Source organism: Escherichia sp. MOD1-EC5990 (genome assembly GCF_002965285.1).
Taxonomy (GTDB): domain Bacteria; phylum Pseudomonadota; class Gammaproteobacteria; order Enterobacterales; family Enterobacteriaceae; genus Escherichia; species Escherichia coli_F.
In genome coordinates this window covers 1-15,303 of the sequence record NZ_PTRV01000023.1, presented here as the reverse complement: position 1 = coordinate 15,303, position 15,303 = coordinate 1, and the positions used below count along the sequence as shown (strand labels likewise).

Genomic DNA, 15,303 nt, shown 5'->3' with positions numbered 1-15,303 from the left:
AAAAAGTCGTACTAGTCTCAGTTTTTGTTAAAAAAGTGTGTAGGATATTGTTACTCGCTTTTAACAGGGCAACGGAACACCCGCCCAGAGCATAACCAAACCAGGCAGTAAGTGAGAGAACAATGTCAAACAAACCCTTTCATTATCAGGCTCCTTTTCCACTCAAAAAAGATGATACTGAGTATTACCTGCTAACCAGCGAACACGTTAGCGTATCTGAATTTGAAGGGCAGGAGATTTTGAAAGTCGCACCCGAAGCGTTAACTCTGTTGGCGCGTCAGGCGTTTCATGATGCGTCATTTATGCTGCGTCCGGCTCACCAACAACAGGTGGCCGATATTCTGCGTGACCCGGAGGCCAGCGAAAATGATAAATATGTGGCGCTGCAATTCCTGCGTAACTCCGACATCGCGGCAAAAGGCGTTCTGCCAACCTGTCAGGATACCGGCACCGCGATTATTGTTGGTAAAAAAGGGCAGCGTGTATGGACCGGTGGCGGTGATGAAGCAGCGCTGGCGCGCGGTGTCTATAACACTTATATCGAGGATAATCTGCGCTACTCGCAAAACGCGCCGCTGGATATGTATAAAGAGGTGAATACCGGCACTAACTTACCAGCGCAGATCGATCTTTATGCCGTTGATGGTGACGAGTACAAATTCCTCTGTATCGCCAAAGGTGGCGGTTCGGCAAACAAGACGTATCTCTATCAGGAAACCAAAGCGTTACTGACGCCGGGGAAACTGAAAAATTACCTGGTTGAGAAGATGCGCACGCTGGGTACGGCGGCCTGTCCTCCGTATCATATTGCGTTCGTTATTGGTGGAACTTCTGCAGAAACGAATCTTAAAACGGTGAAACTGGCTTCCGCTAAATACTATGATGAACTGCCAACGGAAGGAAATGAGCACGGTCAGGCGTTCCGCGATGTGGAACTTGAAAAAGAATTGCTGATCGAAGCGCAAAATCTTGGTCTGGGTGCGCAGTTTGGTGGTAAATACTTCGCTCACGACATCCGCGTGATTCGCCTGCCACGTCACGGCGCATCCTGCCCGGTCGGTATGGGCGTCTCCTGTTCTGCTGACCGTAATATCAAAGCGAAGATCAACCGTCAGGGGATCTGGATCGAAAAACTGGAACATAATCCAGGCAAATATATCCCGGAAGAGCTGCGCAAAGCGGGAGAAGGCGAAGCGGTGCGCGTTGACCTTAACCGTCCGATGAAAGAGATCCTCGCACAGTTGTCGCAGTATCCCGTTTCTACACGCTTATCGCTGAATGGCACGATTATCGTCGGTCGTGATATTGCTCACGCCAAACTGAAAGAGCGGATGGATAACGGTGAAGGGCTGCCGCAGTACATCAAAGATCATCCGATTTACTATGCGGGTCCGGCCAAAACGCCGGAAGGTTATGCCTCCGGTTCTCTTGGCCCAACGACCGCCGGACGGATGGATTCTTATGTCGATCAACTGCAAGCGCAGGGCGGCAGTATGATCATGCTGGCGAAAGGCAACCGCAGCCAGCAGGTGACGGATGCCTGTAAAAAACACGGCGGTTTCTACCTCGGTAGTATCGGTGGTCCGGCAGCAGTATTGGCGCAGGGAAGTATTAAGAGCCTGGAATGTGTTGAATATCCGGAACTGGGAATGGAAGCCATCTGGAAAATTGAAGTAGAAGATTTCCCGGCGTTTATCCTTGTGGATGATAAAGGAAATGACTTCTTCCAGCAGATACAACTCACACAGTGCACCCGCTGTGTGAAATAGACAGAGCCGCCCTTCGGGGCGGTTTTTTTACATGGCACGAAAGACCAAACATTTGTTATCAAATAGTAAATAATGAGTGAGCTAAAAGTTGCTTAACGAAAGCAAAACAGAAAGAAAAAATTAATCAGGTGAGGAGCAGGCCATGAATACAGTACGCAGCGAAAAAGATTCGATGGGGGCGATTGATGTCCCGGCAGATAAGCTGTGGGGCGCACAAACTCAACGCTCGCTGGAGCATTTCCGCATTTCGACGGAGAAAATGCCCACCTCACTGATTCATGCGCTGGCGCTAACCAAGCGCGCAGCGGCAAAAGTTAATGAAGATTTAGGCTTGCTGTCTGAAGAGAAAGCGAGCGCCATTCGGCAGGCGGCGGATGAAGTATTGGCAGGACAGCATGACGACGAATTCCCGCTGGCAATCTGGCAGACCGGCTCCGGCACGCAAAGTAATATGAACATGAACGAAGTGCTGGCTAACCGGGCCAGTGAATTACTCGGCGGCGTGCGTGGGATGGAGCGTAAAGTTCACCCTAACGACGACGTGAACAAAAGCCAAAGTTCCAATGATGTCTTTCCGACGGCGATGCACGTTGCGGCGCTACTGGCGCTGCGCAAGCAACTCATTCCACAACTTAAAACGCTGACACAGACACTGAATGAGAAATCCCGTGCATTTACCGACATCGTCAAAATTGGTCGAACTCACTTGCAGGATGCCACGCCGCTAACACTGGGGCAGGAGATTTCCGGCTGGGTAGCGATGCTGGAGCATAATCTCAAACATATCGAATACAGCCTGCCGCATGTAGCGGAACTGGCTATGGGCGGTACAGCTGTGGGTACTGGACTAAATACCCATCCGGAGTATGCGCGTCGCGTGGCAGATGAACTGGCAGTCATTACCTGCGCACCGTTTGTTACCGCGCCGAACAAATTTGAAGCGCTGGCGACCTGTGATGCCCTGGTTCAGGCGCACGGCGCGTTGAAAGGGTTGGCTGCGTCACTGATGAAAATTGCCAATGATGTCCGCTGGCTGGCCTCAGGCCCGCGCTGCGGAATTGGTGAAATCTCAATCCCGGAAAATGAGCCGGGCAGCTCAATCATGCCGGGGAAAGTGAACCCAACCCAGTGTGAGGCATTAACCATGCTCTGCTGTCAGGTGATGGGGAACGACGTGGCGATCAACATGGGGGGCGCTTCCGGTAACTTTGAACTGAACGTCTTCCGTCCGATGGTGATCCACAATTTCCTGCAATCGGTGCGCTTGCTGGCAGATGGCATGGAAAGTTTCAACAAACACTGCGCAGTGGGCATTGAACCGAATCGTGAGCGAATCAATCAATTACTCAATGAATCGCTGATGCTGGTGACTGCGCTCAACACTCACATTGGTTATGACAAAGCCGCCGAGATCGCCAAAAAAGCGCATAAAGAAGGGCTGACCTTAAAAGCTGCGGCCCTTGCGCTGGGGTATCTTAGCGAAGCCGAGTTTGACAGCTGGGTACGGCCAGAACAGATGGTCGGCAGTATGAAAGCAGGGCGTTAATCTGCAACATACAGGTGCAGCCGGGGAATGATCAAACGAAGCGGCTGCGCCTGTGGTTTATAACGGTGTTGCACATTGTCGGCATCGTAATTTAACAACTCCCCAACGTCCGGCACGCCCGCGCCATTATCCCGATTAATCAGCGCAATAAGCGGCGTAGGGCAAGCGTGTTGTACTTGTTTTTGATCTCCCTTGTACCAGACGCGGGCAATCGGCTGCACCTTCACCGGACGTTTGATTTTTAACTTCGCGTCCTGTGGCAGGGTAGCAATATCCTGATACTCTCTCTCCAGTTTTCGTTGCCACTCTTCGCGCGTCCACGGTGCGACACTGCGCGGTGATTTCAGGCTTTTTTCCAGCTGTGCCAGGACTTCATCACGATGCAAATTCTTAATGATATGTTTATTGGCCCAGCCAAAACGTAAAGTGGCGGGGTCGTGCAGAACAGTGAGCGTTCGGTAAGCATTAAGGGTGATCAGCCCCGGCAAATGACGATGCACCCATTCAAAACGCGCCGCTGTGGGAAGTTCTGACTCAACCGTGACGATATGCTCGAACGTAGTCTTGAGTTGATTGATGCGCTGAATATGACTGACCAACACTGCTTGCGAAAGGTTATCGACCTGGTAACACAACACGCCAGGCAGTCGAACAGCAACCTTGCTGCTGCGATTTTCGGACTGTTGCTGAATAAACAAATGGCGGAAATGACGTATCGCCAGCGCCTGCGCCTCTTTGCCGAGATGTTGCTTTACCTCAATACGATTAAGCGGATTATGCTCATCCTCTTTTTTCACCTCCGGTAAAGAGAACACGCGGGCAACCAGCAATTTGTGCTGTTCTAGCTCAGCGGCAAATGCAGCTAGCTCTTGTTCCATCTGGCGAAAGGTAGTGTTGAGTCGGTCTACGAGATCGTAACGCGCCATAATATTAACCACTTTAGTTACAACATACTTTATTTTATAGCACAGTATCGACAGCCTGACCACCGTGCGCGTAATGTCAAGCAGAGGTAAATTGCGGGATGTTATGCCATAACGGCCAGCTAAACGAGAAGCGGGCACCACCCAGTTCGCTGGTGTCACAATTAACCGTACCGCCCATTGCTAGTGCTATAGAGTGGACAATCGCCAGCCCCAGCCCGCAGCCGCCGGTTGAGCGATCCCGGCTGGGATCGAGGCGAACAAAAGGTTCAAAGATATGTTCGCGGTTTTCTGGGGCGATCCCTGGGCCATCATCCTCAACAATTAATGTCGCTCTGTTCCCCGACAGTAGCAGGCTGGTTTCAACCGTTGAGTGACAGTAGCGCAGGGCGTTATTGAGCAAATTATCCAGCACGCGCTCCATTAAGCGCATATCCAACGCCGCATAATGGCCTTGCGCGAGCGTTTTAATCCGTACCGTTTTATCGGGCGTTACTGCCTGAATGTCTGCCAGATGCGTTGACAGCCACAACGGCAGGTCTGGTTCGCTAAGATGAAGCTCGTTTTGTGGGCGATCGAGTCGGGCATAAGTCAGCAGCTCTTCAATTAAAGCTTCAAGTTGACTGATATCGCGATTCAACGCCTGGGATTCGGCGGCGCTCAGGTTATCGCTCATCTCCAGTCGATAACGCAGGCGCACTAACGGTGTTCGCAGTTCATGAGCGATACCGTCAATAAGCTGTTTTTTGCTGGCAATCAAGGCGTTGATATTGTCCGCCATCTGGTTAAATGCGACGCCAAGTCGTTCAAAGCTTGAACCCTCATCAAAGTGGATACGCTCATTGAGATGCCCATCGCCAAATCGTTGCGCCGCTGCTTCCAGTTTTAACATATCCTGCCAGTGCGGACGCATCCAGATAAACACCGGAAAGGCGAGGGAAATGGCAATAAAAGCGATCAGGGCGATATCCAGTAATCGCATCTGATGGAGGTAATAAAGATAAGGAACAGGACCAACTGCCAGCACGTAGTGGCTGCGCGGGATGCGTTGCAAAAAAGTGTACTGATCGTCCAGGGCGACAATTTCGCCACCACGCAGCCGGTGCATGGAAATATCATCAAGATGATATTTACTCAGCGGCTCGACACGCAGATCGAAAGAGAGATTTAAATCCATCTCCTTCAGCGTCTTACCCCAATCGTGTGGGGGGATCTCACGCAATTCGCTGCGCATCAGATACAGCGAACTGTTCATCAAATCATCCAGCGACTGTTTGCCTGCGCGTTCGGCGGTAAATTTGTACACCAGCCCGACCAGCAGAGACATTACAAGGAAGCAGACAAACAATAACAGGTAAAACTGGATAAACAGTTTTTTCATCGCTTATTCCCACGCATGAGGCGCAAAAAGATAGCCTTTGTTACGCACAGTTTTAATGCGATAAGGTTCTGCGGCGTTATCGAGCAGTTTTTTTCTTAATCGCGAAATAGCCACATCCACGCTACGATCCAGACCATCATAACTGACGCCACGTAAGTTCTTCAGCAATGCATCGCGGTCCATGATTTGCCCGGCATGAGTGGCTAATTCCCACAATAATTCGAAATCAGCCGTCGAGAGCGAGATTTCAGCATTAGCCAGAGTGACTACGCGGTTGATGGGATCGATGGTCAACGTGCCGAAATGCAGGGCTTTGTAGGGAGTCAGCGTCGTTTCCTGAAGACCTTTGGTCAGTGTGGCTTGCTCATTCTGACGCAAATGCAAACGTAAACGCGCTAACAAAACAGCAGGGGGCGTCGTTTTGAGAATATAGTCGCAGGCACCCATTTCCAGTGCCAGGATGTGGTTCATATCGCTATCGAGAGAGGTTAGAAGAACAATCGGTCCGGACCACTTTGCGCGTAAATCACGACAAATGGTCATGCCGTCCTTGCCGGGCAGCATGATGTCCAGTAACACCAAATCCGGATTTTCTCGCAGAATAGTTTCTTCGGCTTGGTCGCCGCGCGGCTCTACGGTAACCTGCATATCATGTTTCGCCAGGTACGCGGCAATCAGTGAACCGACTTCCGCATCATCTTCCACAAATACGATGGTGTTCATATTATTCACGGTAGATATAAAAACGTCACAATACACTGCGCTGTTTTTACTTACTATCAATCGTTTCTAAACAAGTTTTCATCAGGTATTCTACTGATGACTTGTTATGGAAGTGTTAAGGTAAAAAGATGGGGCTGGTAATCAAAGCCGCGCTCGGTGCGCTGGTAGTGCTGTTGATTGGTGTATTAGCAAAAACGAAAAATTATTATATCGCCGGACTGATTCCGCTTTTTCCGACTTTTGCGCTCATCGCGCATTATATTGTTGCCAGCGAACGCGGCATTGAAGCCTTACGTGCAACAATCATTTTTAGTATGTGGTCGATAATTCCCTATTTTGTTTACCTGGCGTCGCTGTGGTATTTCACCGGAATGATGCGCTTGCCCGCCGCTTTTGTTGGTTCTGTTGCATGCTGGGGGATAAGCGCATGGGTGTTGATTATATGCTGGATTAAGCTGCATTAACGCAGATGACGACCGCCATCAAGTGGGAAACTGCGTCCGGTGACAAAGCAACTGGTAAGTAAGTAATCGACCAGGTCGATCACTTCTTTCTCGCCAGGCGCGGTTTTCATCAGTGATTTATTCAGTGCCTGTTGACGATATTCGGCATCATCATGCTCATTAAACAGGATCAGCGATGGCGCAATAGAATTTACTTTCACTTCAGGTGCCAGCTTGCGGGCAAACGAGCGGGTCATATTATCCAGTGCTGCTTTGCTTGCAGCATAGGCAATATGTTTGTCGCTACCGCGCTCCACCACATAATCGGTAAAGTGAATAATATCGCTGGCGGCGTGTCCGTGCCCGCGCAGTAATCTTTCCAGCGCGTGGTTAAGTAGGTATGGGGCATTAACGTGGATCTGCATCATGCAGGCCAGTACGTCGGTGAGTGGCATACCTGGTTTTTCTGCCATCCACGCACTGGCATTGTGCAACACCGCACGCAGGCCGTGGGTGCTTTTTAGCACTTCATCGGCAAACGCCATCACACCGTCGTTGGTCGAAAAATCAGCCTGAATACACAGCGCACCCGCATTCATCAGCCCATCAATGGCAGGATAGTGTGTCCGATAGCTGACTATCACCGGTTGCTTTTGATTAATGAAATGCCAGGCGAGGGCGAGGCCGATGCGACGGCCGCCTCCAGTAATTAATATTGGCAAGGCGTGGGTTTTACCCATCGTTATCTCCTTTGCTATCCAACGATGGGATGAACGTTATCCCACCAGCATCCAGGTCGCCGGAACTGAGGCAATTAACAGCATGCCAATCAGCACCATTTCCTGACGATTCAGTACATTATCATGTGTATGCGTTTTACGCGCGTACAGGAAGACCAGTAGCCCTGGCGCATACAGAACGACGGACAACAGCAGATGCATTGGACCAGAGGCGTACAATAACCATAAGCCATAAATGCAGGCACCGACACCTACCGCTTTATGCAGTGGACGGGTTGCGATTTTCAGCAAGAACGCGCCGACCAGGAAATAAGGCACCAGAATCATTTCTGAGGCGATGGTCAGCAACGTGTTGTAATCGGAACCGGTAAGCCAGATCAGTACCAGACAAATTTGCACGCAGATATTGGTCAGCCACAGTGAGGCGGATGGCGCGGCTTGTGCGTTCTGGCGCGCGAAAATGCGCGGGAATGCTTTATGGGTGGCTGCCAGGAACGGAACTTCTGCCGCCATGATGGTCCAGCTTAAGTACGCACCGCAAACGGAAACGATCAAACCGGCAGCGATGATGATTTCGCCCCACGGTCCCATCATTTCCACCATCAGACCGGCCATTGACGGGTTACGAATTTCAGCCAGTTCAGGACGTGCTACCACGCCCAGCGAAAGCAGCGTTACCAGCAAGTAAACGCCCAGAGCGGAGAGAACCGCCAGCAGTGTTGCTTTACCTACATCACGTTTATTACGCGCACGCGCCGAAACGACCACAGCACCTTCCACACCAATGAAAACCCACAGGGTGATCAGCATGGTGTTTTTCACCTGTTCCCATACCGGTACGCCAAGTGCAAGGCCAGTAAAGTCGAGCTTGAAGGTGTCCAGTTTGAACATCATCATCGCCAGCACAATAAACAGGCCCAGCGGCAACAATTTTGCCAGTGTCGCCACCAGGTTAATGCTGGCAGCGGTTTGTACCCCGCGCAGGATCAAAAAGTGAACAATCCACAATAAAGCCGAGGCACCGACGATCGATTGCCAGGTATTGCCATCGCCAAACAGACGCAATTCCGGCGTGTCCGTAAAAAAGCTTAACGCGGAAAAAACGATCACCAGATAGGAGACGTTGGCGATAACCGCGCACAGCCAGTACCCCCATGCGGAACAAAAGCCGATTAACTCACCAAACCCTTCGCGGGCATAGGTAAAGATGCCGCCGTCAAGCTCGGGGCGAATGCGTGTGAGGATCAGCATGGCAAAGGCCAGCAATAAAATGCCAGCACCAGTAATGCTCCAGCCGATGAGCAGTGCTGCCGGGCTGGCAACTGCCGCCATATTTTGCGGCAGACTGAAAACACCCGCGCCCAGCATTGAGCTTAATACCAGCGCGGTGAGTGCGCTCAGTCCCAGTTTCTTTTCCATCGATATCCAGTTGTTAAAACGTGATTAGAAGAATAAATATTAGGGCAAAACGCATAAAAATGGAGTTTGCCACTGAAGCGCGGGATTTTACGAAGAGATGTGTCTGCATGCAATGGTCGTGGGGAAATTTGTGACTAAAAATGCGAAAGGCGGCATTAAGCCGCCTTATAGTGGTAACTGAATAGTTATTTATACAGATCTGCGCTAACGGTGAGGTTATTACCACGTTCCTGCCACTGGCGGGTGATGTGGTAATACTTAGCGCCTTTCTTCGCGGCACGTTTCGCAACCTGATAGGAGACTTCGGTCATGTTGCCATAGTTGCCAGAGAATTTGATGCTGTCGAATGGAACCATCATCGCTGCTGTTGCTTTGTTCAGTTCTTCGACTTTAGTACCATCAGGAAGCGTGACAGTGTAACGCCCGCCTTTTGATGACTGGGTTTCAAAGAAGCGACCAACTTCAGAACTTGGTGATGCGGTTGTCGCAACCCCTGGGATCTCTACTTTCTTCGCTGCTTCGCCACCCGCAGCCAGAGCTGCACGTCCCGCTTCGGAATCTGCCGGGATCACATCCGGGCTTTGTACGACGCGTTTCTTAGCATCTTTTTTATAGATGAACGCTGTAATGCGCTGGTTACCGCCCTGGTTAGCATCGATTTGACGAACAATGTAGAAAGCGTAAGCGCCTTTCGCTTTTGCCGCTTTGGTGATGGCGTCATTGACTTCAGGCTGGCTACGATAGAAGCCCTGAACGGTAACCGTATCAAACGGTTCAATCAGAACGGCCTGATCTTTTGGCAGTTCGACAACACCGTTGATAACGCGATTACTTGTTTCTTCGGCTTTTTCAGCATCGGCTTTATAGAGGTCAGCGACCACACGCCAGTTACCGCTGTTACCAAAATCAGAAGTGTCGACAACATAAAAAGAGGCGGCACCTTCTTTATCAGCGCGACGAGAAACGGCTTTCACCGCTTCGCCAATAGCATTAAAACGACCGGTAACCACTACACGGTCAAAAGGTTTAACCGCTGCCGCTTGCTCCGGTGTCAGTTCTGTTGCTGCGTTAACGGAAAAGGCCGTAGCAGAAAGCAGTGCCGACGCCAGGAGGGTGTTCTTAAGCTTCATAAAAATAATCCTTCGCCTTGCGCAAACCAGGTACTGGTATTGTTATTAACGAGAAACGTGGCTGATTATTGCATTTAAACGGTGTAACTGTCTGCGTCATTTTTCATATCACATTCCTTAAGCCAATTTTAATCCTGTTCAAATGACGGTCTATGCTTAAAAAACAGCCGTATCAGCATCGATACTACTGAAGCAACTGAATTGTATAAGTTAATTTAATGTTAAGTAATGATTCGTGCCGGGGCGATATCACGTTTTACCTGTCCACCGAAGATAATTATCAGTCTTTATCTAGCGTTCTAAGGTGTTTATCCCACTATCACGGCTGAATCGTTAATATTTTGCGAGTTCACGCCGAAATACTGATTTTTGGCGCTAGATCACAGGCATAATTTTCAGTACGTTATAGGGCGTTTGTTACTAATTTATTTTAACGGAGTAACATTTAGCTCGTACATGAGCGGCTTGTGTGGATCCTGACACAGGCAAACCATCATCAATAAAACCGATGGAAGGGAATATCATGCGAATTGGCATACCAAGAGAACGGTTAACCAATGAAACCCGTGTTGCAGCAACGCCAAAAACAGTGGAACAGCTGCTGAAACTGGGTTTTACCGTCGCGGTAGAGAGCGGCGCGGGTCAACTGGCAAGTTTTGACGATAAAGCGTTTGTGCAAGCGGGCGCCGAAATTGTAGAAGGGAATAACGTCTGGCAGTCAGAGATCATTCTGAAGGTCAATGCGCCGTTAGATGATGAAATTGCGTTACTGAATCCAGGGACAACGCTGGTGAGTTTTATCTGGCCTGCGCAGAATCCGGAATTAATGCAAAAACTTGCGGAACGTAACGTGACCGTGATGGCGATGGACTCTGTGCCGCGTATCTCACGCGCACAATCGCTGGACGCACTCAGTTCGATGGCGAACATCGCTGGTTATCGCGCCATTGTTGAAGCGGCACATGAATTTGGGCGCTTCTTTACCGGGCAAATCACGGCGGCAGGGAAAGTGCCACCGGCAAAAGTGATGGTGATTGGTGCGGGTGTTGCAGGTCTGGCCGCCATTGGCGCAGCCAATAGTCTCGGCGCGATTGTGCGTGCATTCGACACCCGCCCGGAAGTGAAAGAACAAGTTCAAAGTATGGGCGCGGAATTCCTCGAGCTGGACTTTAAAGAGGAAGCGGGCAGCGGCGATGGCTATGCCAAAGTGATGTCGGATGCGTTCATCAAAGCGGAAATGGAGCTCTTTGCCGCCCAGGCAAAAGAGGTCGATATCATTGTCACCACCGCGCTTATTCCAGGCAAACCAGCGCCGAAGCTGATTACCCGTGAAATGGTTGACTCCATGAAGTCGGGCAGTGTGATTGTCGACCTGGCAGCCCAAAACGGCGGCAACTGTGAATACACCGTACCGGGTGAAATTTTCACTACGGAAAATGGTGTCAAAGTGATTGGTTATACCGATCTTCCGGGCCGTCTGCCGACGCAATCCTCACAGCTTTACGGCACTAACCTCGTTAATCTGCTGAAACTGTTGTGCAAAGAGAAAGACGGCAACATCACGGTTGATTTTGATGATGTGGTGATTCGCGGTGTGACCGTGATCCGTGCTGGCGAAATTACCTGGCCGGCACCGCCGATTCAGGTATCAGCTCAGCCGCAGGCGGCACAAAAATCGGCACCGGAAGTGAAAACTGAGGAAAAATGTGCCTGCTCACCGTGGCGTAAATACGCGTTGATGGCGTTGGCAATCATCCTTTTCGGCTGGATGGCAAGCGTTGCGCCGAAAGAGTTCCTTGGGCACTTCACTGTGTTCGCGCTGGCCTGCGTTGTCGGTTATTACGTGGTGTGGAATGTATCGCACGCGCTGCATACACCGTTGATGTCGGTCACCAACGCGATTTCAGGGATTATTGTTGTCGGAGCACTGTTGCAGATTGGCCAGGGCGGCTGGGTTAGCTTCCTTAGTTTTATCGCGGTGCTTATAGCCAGCATTAATATTTTCGGTGGCTTCACCGTGACTCAGCGCATGCTGAAAATGTTCCGCAAAAATTAAGGGGTAACATATGTCTGGAGGATTAGTTACAGCTGCATACATTGTTGCCGCGATCCTGTTTATCTTCAGTCTGGCCGGGCTTTCGAAACATGAAACGTCTCGCCAGGGTAACAACTTCGGTATCGCCGGGATGGCGATTGCGTTAATCGCAACCATTTTTGGACCGGATACGGGTAATGTTGGCTGGATCTTGTTGGCGATGGTCATCGGTGGGGCAATTGGTATCCGCCTGGCGAAGAAAGTTGAAATGACCGAAATGCCAGAACTGGTGGCAATCCTGCATAGCTTCGTGGGTCTGGCAGCAGTACTGGTTGGTTTTAACAGCTATCTGCATCATGACGCGGGAATGGAACCGATTCTGGTCAATATTCACCTGACGGAAGTGTTCCTCGGTATCTTCATCGGGGCGGTAACGTTCACGGGGTCGGTGGTGGCGTTCGGCAAACTGTGTGGCAAGATTTCGTCTAAACCGTTGATGCTGCCAAACCGTCACAAAATGAACCTGGCGGCTCTGGTCGTTTCCTTCCTGCTGCTGATTGTATTTGTTCGCACGGACAGCGTAGGCCTGCAAGTGCTGGCATTGCTGATAATGACCGCCATTGCGCTGGTATTTGGCTGGCATTTAGTCGCCTCCATCGGTGGTGCAGATATGCCAGTCGTCGTGTCAATGCTGAACTCATACTCTGGTTGGGCGGCAGCGGCAGCGGGCTTTATGCTTAGCAACGACCTGCTGATCGTGACCGGTGCGCTGGTCGGTTCTTCGGGGGCAATCCTTTCTTACATTATGTGTAAGGCGATGAACCGTTCCTTTATCAGCGTTATTGCGGGTGGTTTCGGCACCGATGGCTCTTCTACTGGCGATGATCAGGAAGTGGGCGAGCACCGCGAAATCACCGCAGAAGAGACAGCGGAATTACTGAAAAACTCCCATTCAGTGATCATTACTCCGGGGTACGGCATGGCCGTCGCGCAGGCGCAATATCCTGTCGCTGAAATTACCGAGAAACTGCGCGCTCGTGGTATCAACGTGCGTTTCGGTATCCACCCGGTTGCGGGGCGTTTGCCTGGGCATATGAACGTATTGCTGGCTGAAGCAAAAGTACCGTATGACATCGTACTGGAAATGGACGAGATCAACGATGACTTTGCTGATACCGATACCGTACTGGTGATTGGTGCTAACGATACGGTTAACCCGGCGGCGCAGGATGATCCGAAGAGTCCGATTGCTGGTATGCCTGTGCTTGAAGTGTGGAAAGCGCAGAACGTGATTGTCTTTAAACGGTCGATGAACACAGGCTATGCTGGTGTGCAAAACCCGCTGTTCTTCAAGGAAAACACCCACATGCTGTTTGGTGACGCCAAAGCCAGCGTGGATGCAATCCTGAAAGCTCTGTAAACTTGACGGCCTCTGCGGAGGCCGTCACTCTTTATTGAGATCGCTTAACAGAACGGCGATGCTTTGACCTCCCGCTGTTTGTTCAAGCGCAATTTTGACAATAATTGTCAACGGCACGGAAAGCAGCATACCCACCGGTCCTAACAACCATCCCCAAAAAATCAACGACAGAAATACCACCAATGTGGAAAGCCCCAGCCCACGCCCCATGATCCGCGGCTCCAGAATATTGCCGAAGACCAGATTAATCAGCAGATATCCCGCCAGCACCAGCAACGCTTCGTAGAAGCCATTAAACACTAGTACCTGAGCGATAGGGGGGATTGCCGCGAGGACTGAACCAATATTCGGGATGTAATTAAGCGCAAAGGCCAGCAATCCCCAGACAAAAGCGAAGCGAACATCGAGTGCGGCGAGCATCGCCCAGGCGACCAGGCCGGTGATGATGCTGATGGCTGTTTTCAGCACCAGATAATGAGACACACTGTCAATCGCACGCTGAATCGCCGCCATCCCTTCAACCGGACGCGCCATCATTTGCTGAAATTTTCCGGGCAATTGTGGCACTTCGAGCAGCATAAACAACACCGTCAGCAGCAATAAAAATATTGATGACATGGCATTAGATAACTGCGTCAGTAGATTGGTGAGCAAGGTCATCGCTGCGTTCGGGTCAATGTAATGCGCCAGTTGGTCAACTGAGACATCAATCCCTACGCGTTGCAACAACGGTTCAATAGCTTGAAGTGGTGTCATAATGGAGTTGCGATATTGCGGCAACGTCCTCGTCAATTCATTGAGCGCGGACCCCAGATAAGCTAGCAGCAACACCATTGCCATCACGATGATAGTCATCAAAATCGACACCGCCAGTACACGCGGCACTCGCCAGCGGACCATGTGTTGCACCAGCGGGTTAAGAATAACAGCAATAAATAATGCGAGAATAAACGGCACGATGATCTCGGCGGCAAAACGGATACCACAGAGAATAATGACCAGCATTCCCAACATAATGACGATTTTTAGACCATTGAGCGTGATGATCGGCTTTGCCATGCTTGTCCCCGTTTTTTCTTTCTTTGCTAATAATAATGTCTTTTTCGTTCCGTCATCATAACGAAAATCAATCCGCTCGGGTAAAGAAGTGAAAATATTTTGAGTTAATTCTTAAGCTGTGATACAAATCAGGCGTGTTCAACTACCGAGGACAATTATCATCCGCGATGATGAGAAGCAACACTGCGGATAATTGTAATATTATGGACAATTTGTTCAGGACGTTATTTTCTACATTTACCCATCTTCGTACCTCATCCACTATTTTGCTCGTAGGTGAGCAGCACTGGCGCAACGCGCTTTAGTCCTTTCTTCTGCCTAACCTTGCGCTATGCGCGGGGCTTGATCACTTTGCTCTGGTTTCGCTGAATTGAGCGAAAGATAAAATAATTCTCTTGCAGGAGAAGGACGATGTATATTTATTGGATTTTATTAGGTCTGGCTATTGCTACGGAAATTACCGGCACGCTGTCAATGAAATGGGCGAGCGTCAGTGAGGGTAATGGCGGTTTTATTTTAATGCTGGTGATGATTTCTCTGTCGTATATATTTCTCTCCTTCGCCGTTAAAAAAATCGCCTTAGGCGTAGCTTATGCGCTGTGGGAAGGTATCGGTATTTTATTGATGGTAATGACTCCAACTTATTGATAGTGTTTTATGTTCAGATAATGCCCGATGACTTTGTCATGCAGCTCCACCGATTTTGAGAACGACA

At 50.2% G+C, this 15,303-nt stretch carries 14 protein-coding genes and 1 pseudogene; 7 read left to right on the top strand and 8 right to left on the bottom strand.

Features of this window, described 5'->3' with window-relative positions:
- Positions 1-122 precede the first annotated feature (122 nt).
- Entirely contained in the window at positions 123-1,769 is a 1,647-nt protein-coding gene (fumB, locus tag BEB42_RS20940; protein WP_000066639.1) for a class I fumarate hydratase, read from the top strand.
- A gap of 142 nt (positions 1,770-1,911) precedes the next feature.
- Positions 1,912-3,315 (top strand): class II fumarate hydratase, encoded by a 1,404-nt coding sequence (gene fumC, locus BEB42_RS20935; protein ID WP_105267530.1) that lies wholly within the window; start codon positions 1,912-1,914, stop codon positions 3,313-3,315.
- Here the strand turns inward: fumC and tus are convergent.
- From tus to rstA, 3 genes are all read right to left on the bottom strand, one after another.
- Positions 3,312-4,241: a DNA replication terminus site-binding protein gene (tus, locus tag BEB42_RS20930; RefSeq protein WP_105267529.1), complete on the bottom strand. Its 930-nt coding sequence runs from the start codon at positions 4,239-4,241 to the stop codon at positions 3,312-3,314. The genes fumC and tus overlap by 4 nt on opposite strands.
- A gap of 76 nt (positions 4,242-4,317) precedes the next feature.
- The gene (rstB, locus tag BEB42_RS20925) at positions 4,318-5,619 is read right to left on the bottom strand and encodes a two-component system sensor histidine kinase RstB (RefSeq protein ID WP_000732505.1); all 1,302 of its coding nucleotides are present in this window, start codon (positions 5,617-5,619) and stop codon (positions 4,318-4,320) included.
- A 3-nt stretch (positions 5,620-5,622) separates the two neighbouring features.
- On the bottom strand, positions 5,623-6,342 hold the full coding sequence (rstA, locus tag BEB42_RS20920; protein WP_001092512.1) for a two-component system response regulator RstA: 720 nt from the start codon (positions 6,340-6,342) through the stop codon (positions 5,623-5,625).
- 128 nt (positions 6,343-6,470) lie between these two features.
- Here rstA and BEB42_RS20915 point away from each other — a divergent pair, with 128 nt between their 5' ends.
- The gene (locus BEB42_RS20915) at positions 6,471-6,806 is read left to right on the top strand and encodes a GlpM family protein (protein WP_000524861.1); all 336 of its coding nucleotides are present in this window, start codon (positions 6,471-6,473) and stop codon (positions 6,804-6,806) included.
- Here BEB42_RS20915 and folM read toward each other — a convergent pair.
- The 3 genes from folM to ydgH form a co-directional block, all read right to left on the bottom strand.
- On the bottom strand, positions 6,803-7,525 hold the full coding sequence (gene folM / locus BEB42_RS20910; RefSeq protein ID WP_105267528.1) for a dihydromonapterin reductase: 723 nt from the start codon (positions 7,523-7,525) through the stop codon (positions 6,803-6,805). The two genes, BEB42_RS20915 and folM, sit on opposite strands and share 4 nt — an antisense overlap.
- A 36-nt stretch (positions 7,526-7,561) precedes the next feature.
- Positions 7,562-8,944 (bottom strand): amino acid permease, encoded by a 1,383-nt coding sequence (locus tag BEB42_RS20905; RefSeq protein WP_000412394.1) that lies wholly within the window; start codon positions 8,942-8,944, stop codon positions 7,562-7,564.
- A gap of 185 nt (positions 8,945-9,129) precedes the next feature.
- Positions 9,130-10,074: a DUF1471 family protein YdgH gene (gene ydgH / locus BEB42_RS20895; RefSeq protein ID WP_000769317.1), complete on the bottom strand. Its 945-nt coding sequence runs from the start codon at positions 10,072-10,074 to the stop codon at positions 9,130-9,132.
- A gap of 523 nt (positions 10,075-10,597) precedes the next feature.
- On the opposite strand from ydgH, the gene pntA reads away from it, so the two are divergent.
- Together pntA and pntB are read left to right on the top strand one after the other, a co-directional pair.
- On the top strand, positions 10,598-12,130 hold the full coding sequence (pntA, locus tag BEB42_RS20890) for a Re/Si-specific NAD(P)(+) transhydrogenase subunit alpha (RefSeq protein ID WP_105267527.1): 1,533 nt from the start codon (positions 10,598-10,600) through the stop codon (positions 12,128-12,130).
- A 10-nt stretch (positions 12,131-12,140) separates the two neighbouring features.
- Positions 12,141-13,529 carry a Re/Si-specific NAD(P)(+) transhydrogenase subunit beta gene (gene pntB, locus BEB42_RS20885; protein ID WP_000014044.1) on the top strand — a complete coding sequence of 463 codons (1,389 nt, stop codon included), beginning with the start codon at positions 12,141-12,143 and terminating at the stop codon, positions 13,527-13,529.
- A gap of 24 nt (positions 13,530-13,553) precedes the next feature.
- Here pntB and tqsA read toward each other — a convergent pair whose 3' ends face one another.
- Positions 13,554-14,588: an AI-2 transporter TqsA gene (gene tqsA, locus BEB42_RS20880; RefSeq protein ID WP_001118215.1), complete on the bottom strand. Its 1,035-nt coding sequence runs from the start codon at positions 14,586-14,588 to the stop codon at positions 13,554-13,556.
- A 134-nt stretch (positions 14,589-14,722) separates the two neighbouring features.
- On the opposite strand from tqsA, the gene BEB42_RS27230 reads away from it, so the two are divergent.
- The gene (locus BEB42_RS27230; RefSeq protein WP_085948401.1) at positions 14,723-14,893 is read left to right on the top strand and encodes a protein YdgV; all 171 of its coding nucleotides are present in this window, start codon (positions 14,723-14,725) and stop codon (positions 14,891-14,893) included.
- A 106-nt stretch (positions 14,894-14,999) separates the two neighbouring features.
- Positions 15,000-15,221 (top strand): annotated as a pseudogene (mdtJ, locus tag BEB42_RS20870) (multidrug/spermidine efflux SMR transporter subunit MdtJ); the annotation flags it as partial.
- Positions 15,222-15,229: 8 nt separating this feature from the next.
- Here the strand turns inward: mdtJ and BEB42_RS20865 are convergent.
- A partial coding sequence (locus BEB42_RS20865; RefSeq protein WP_004200914.1) for an IS1 family transposase occupies positions 15,230-15,303 on the bottom strand: 74 nt, incomplete at its 5' end.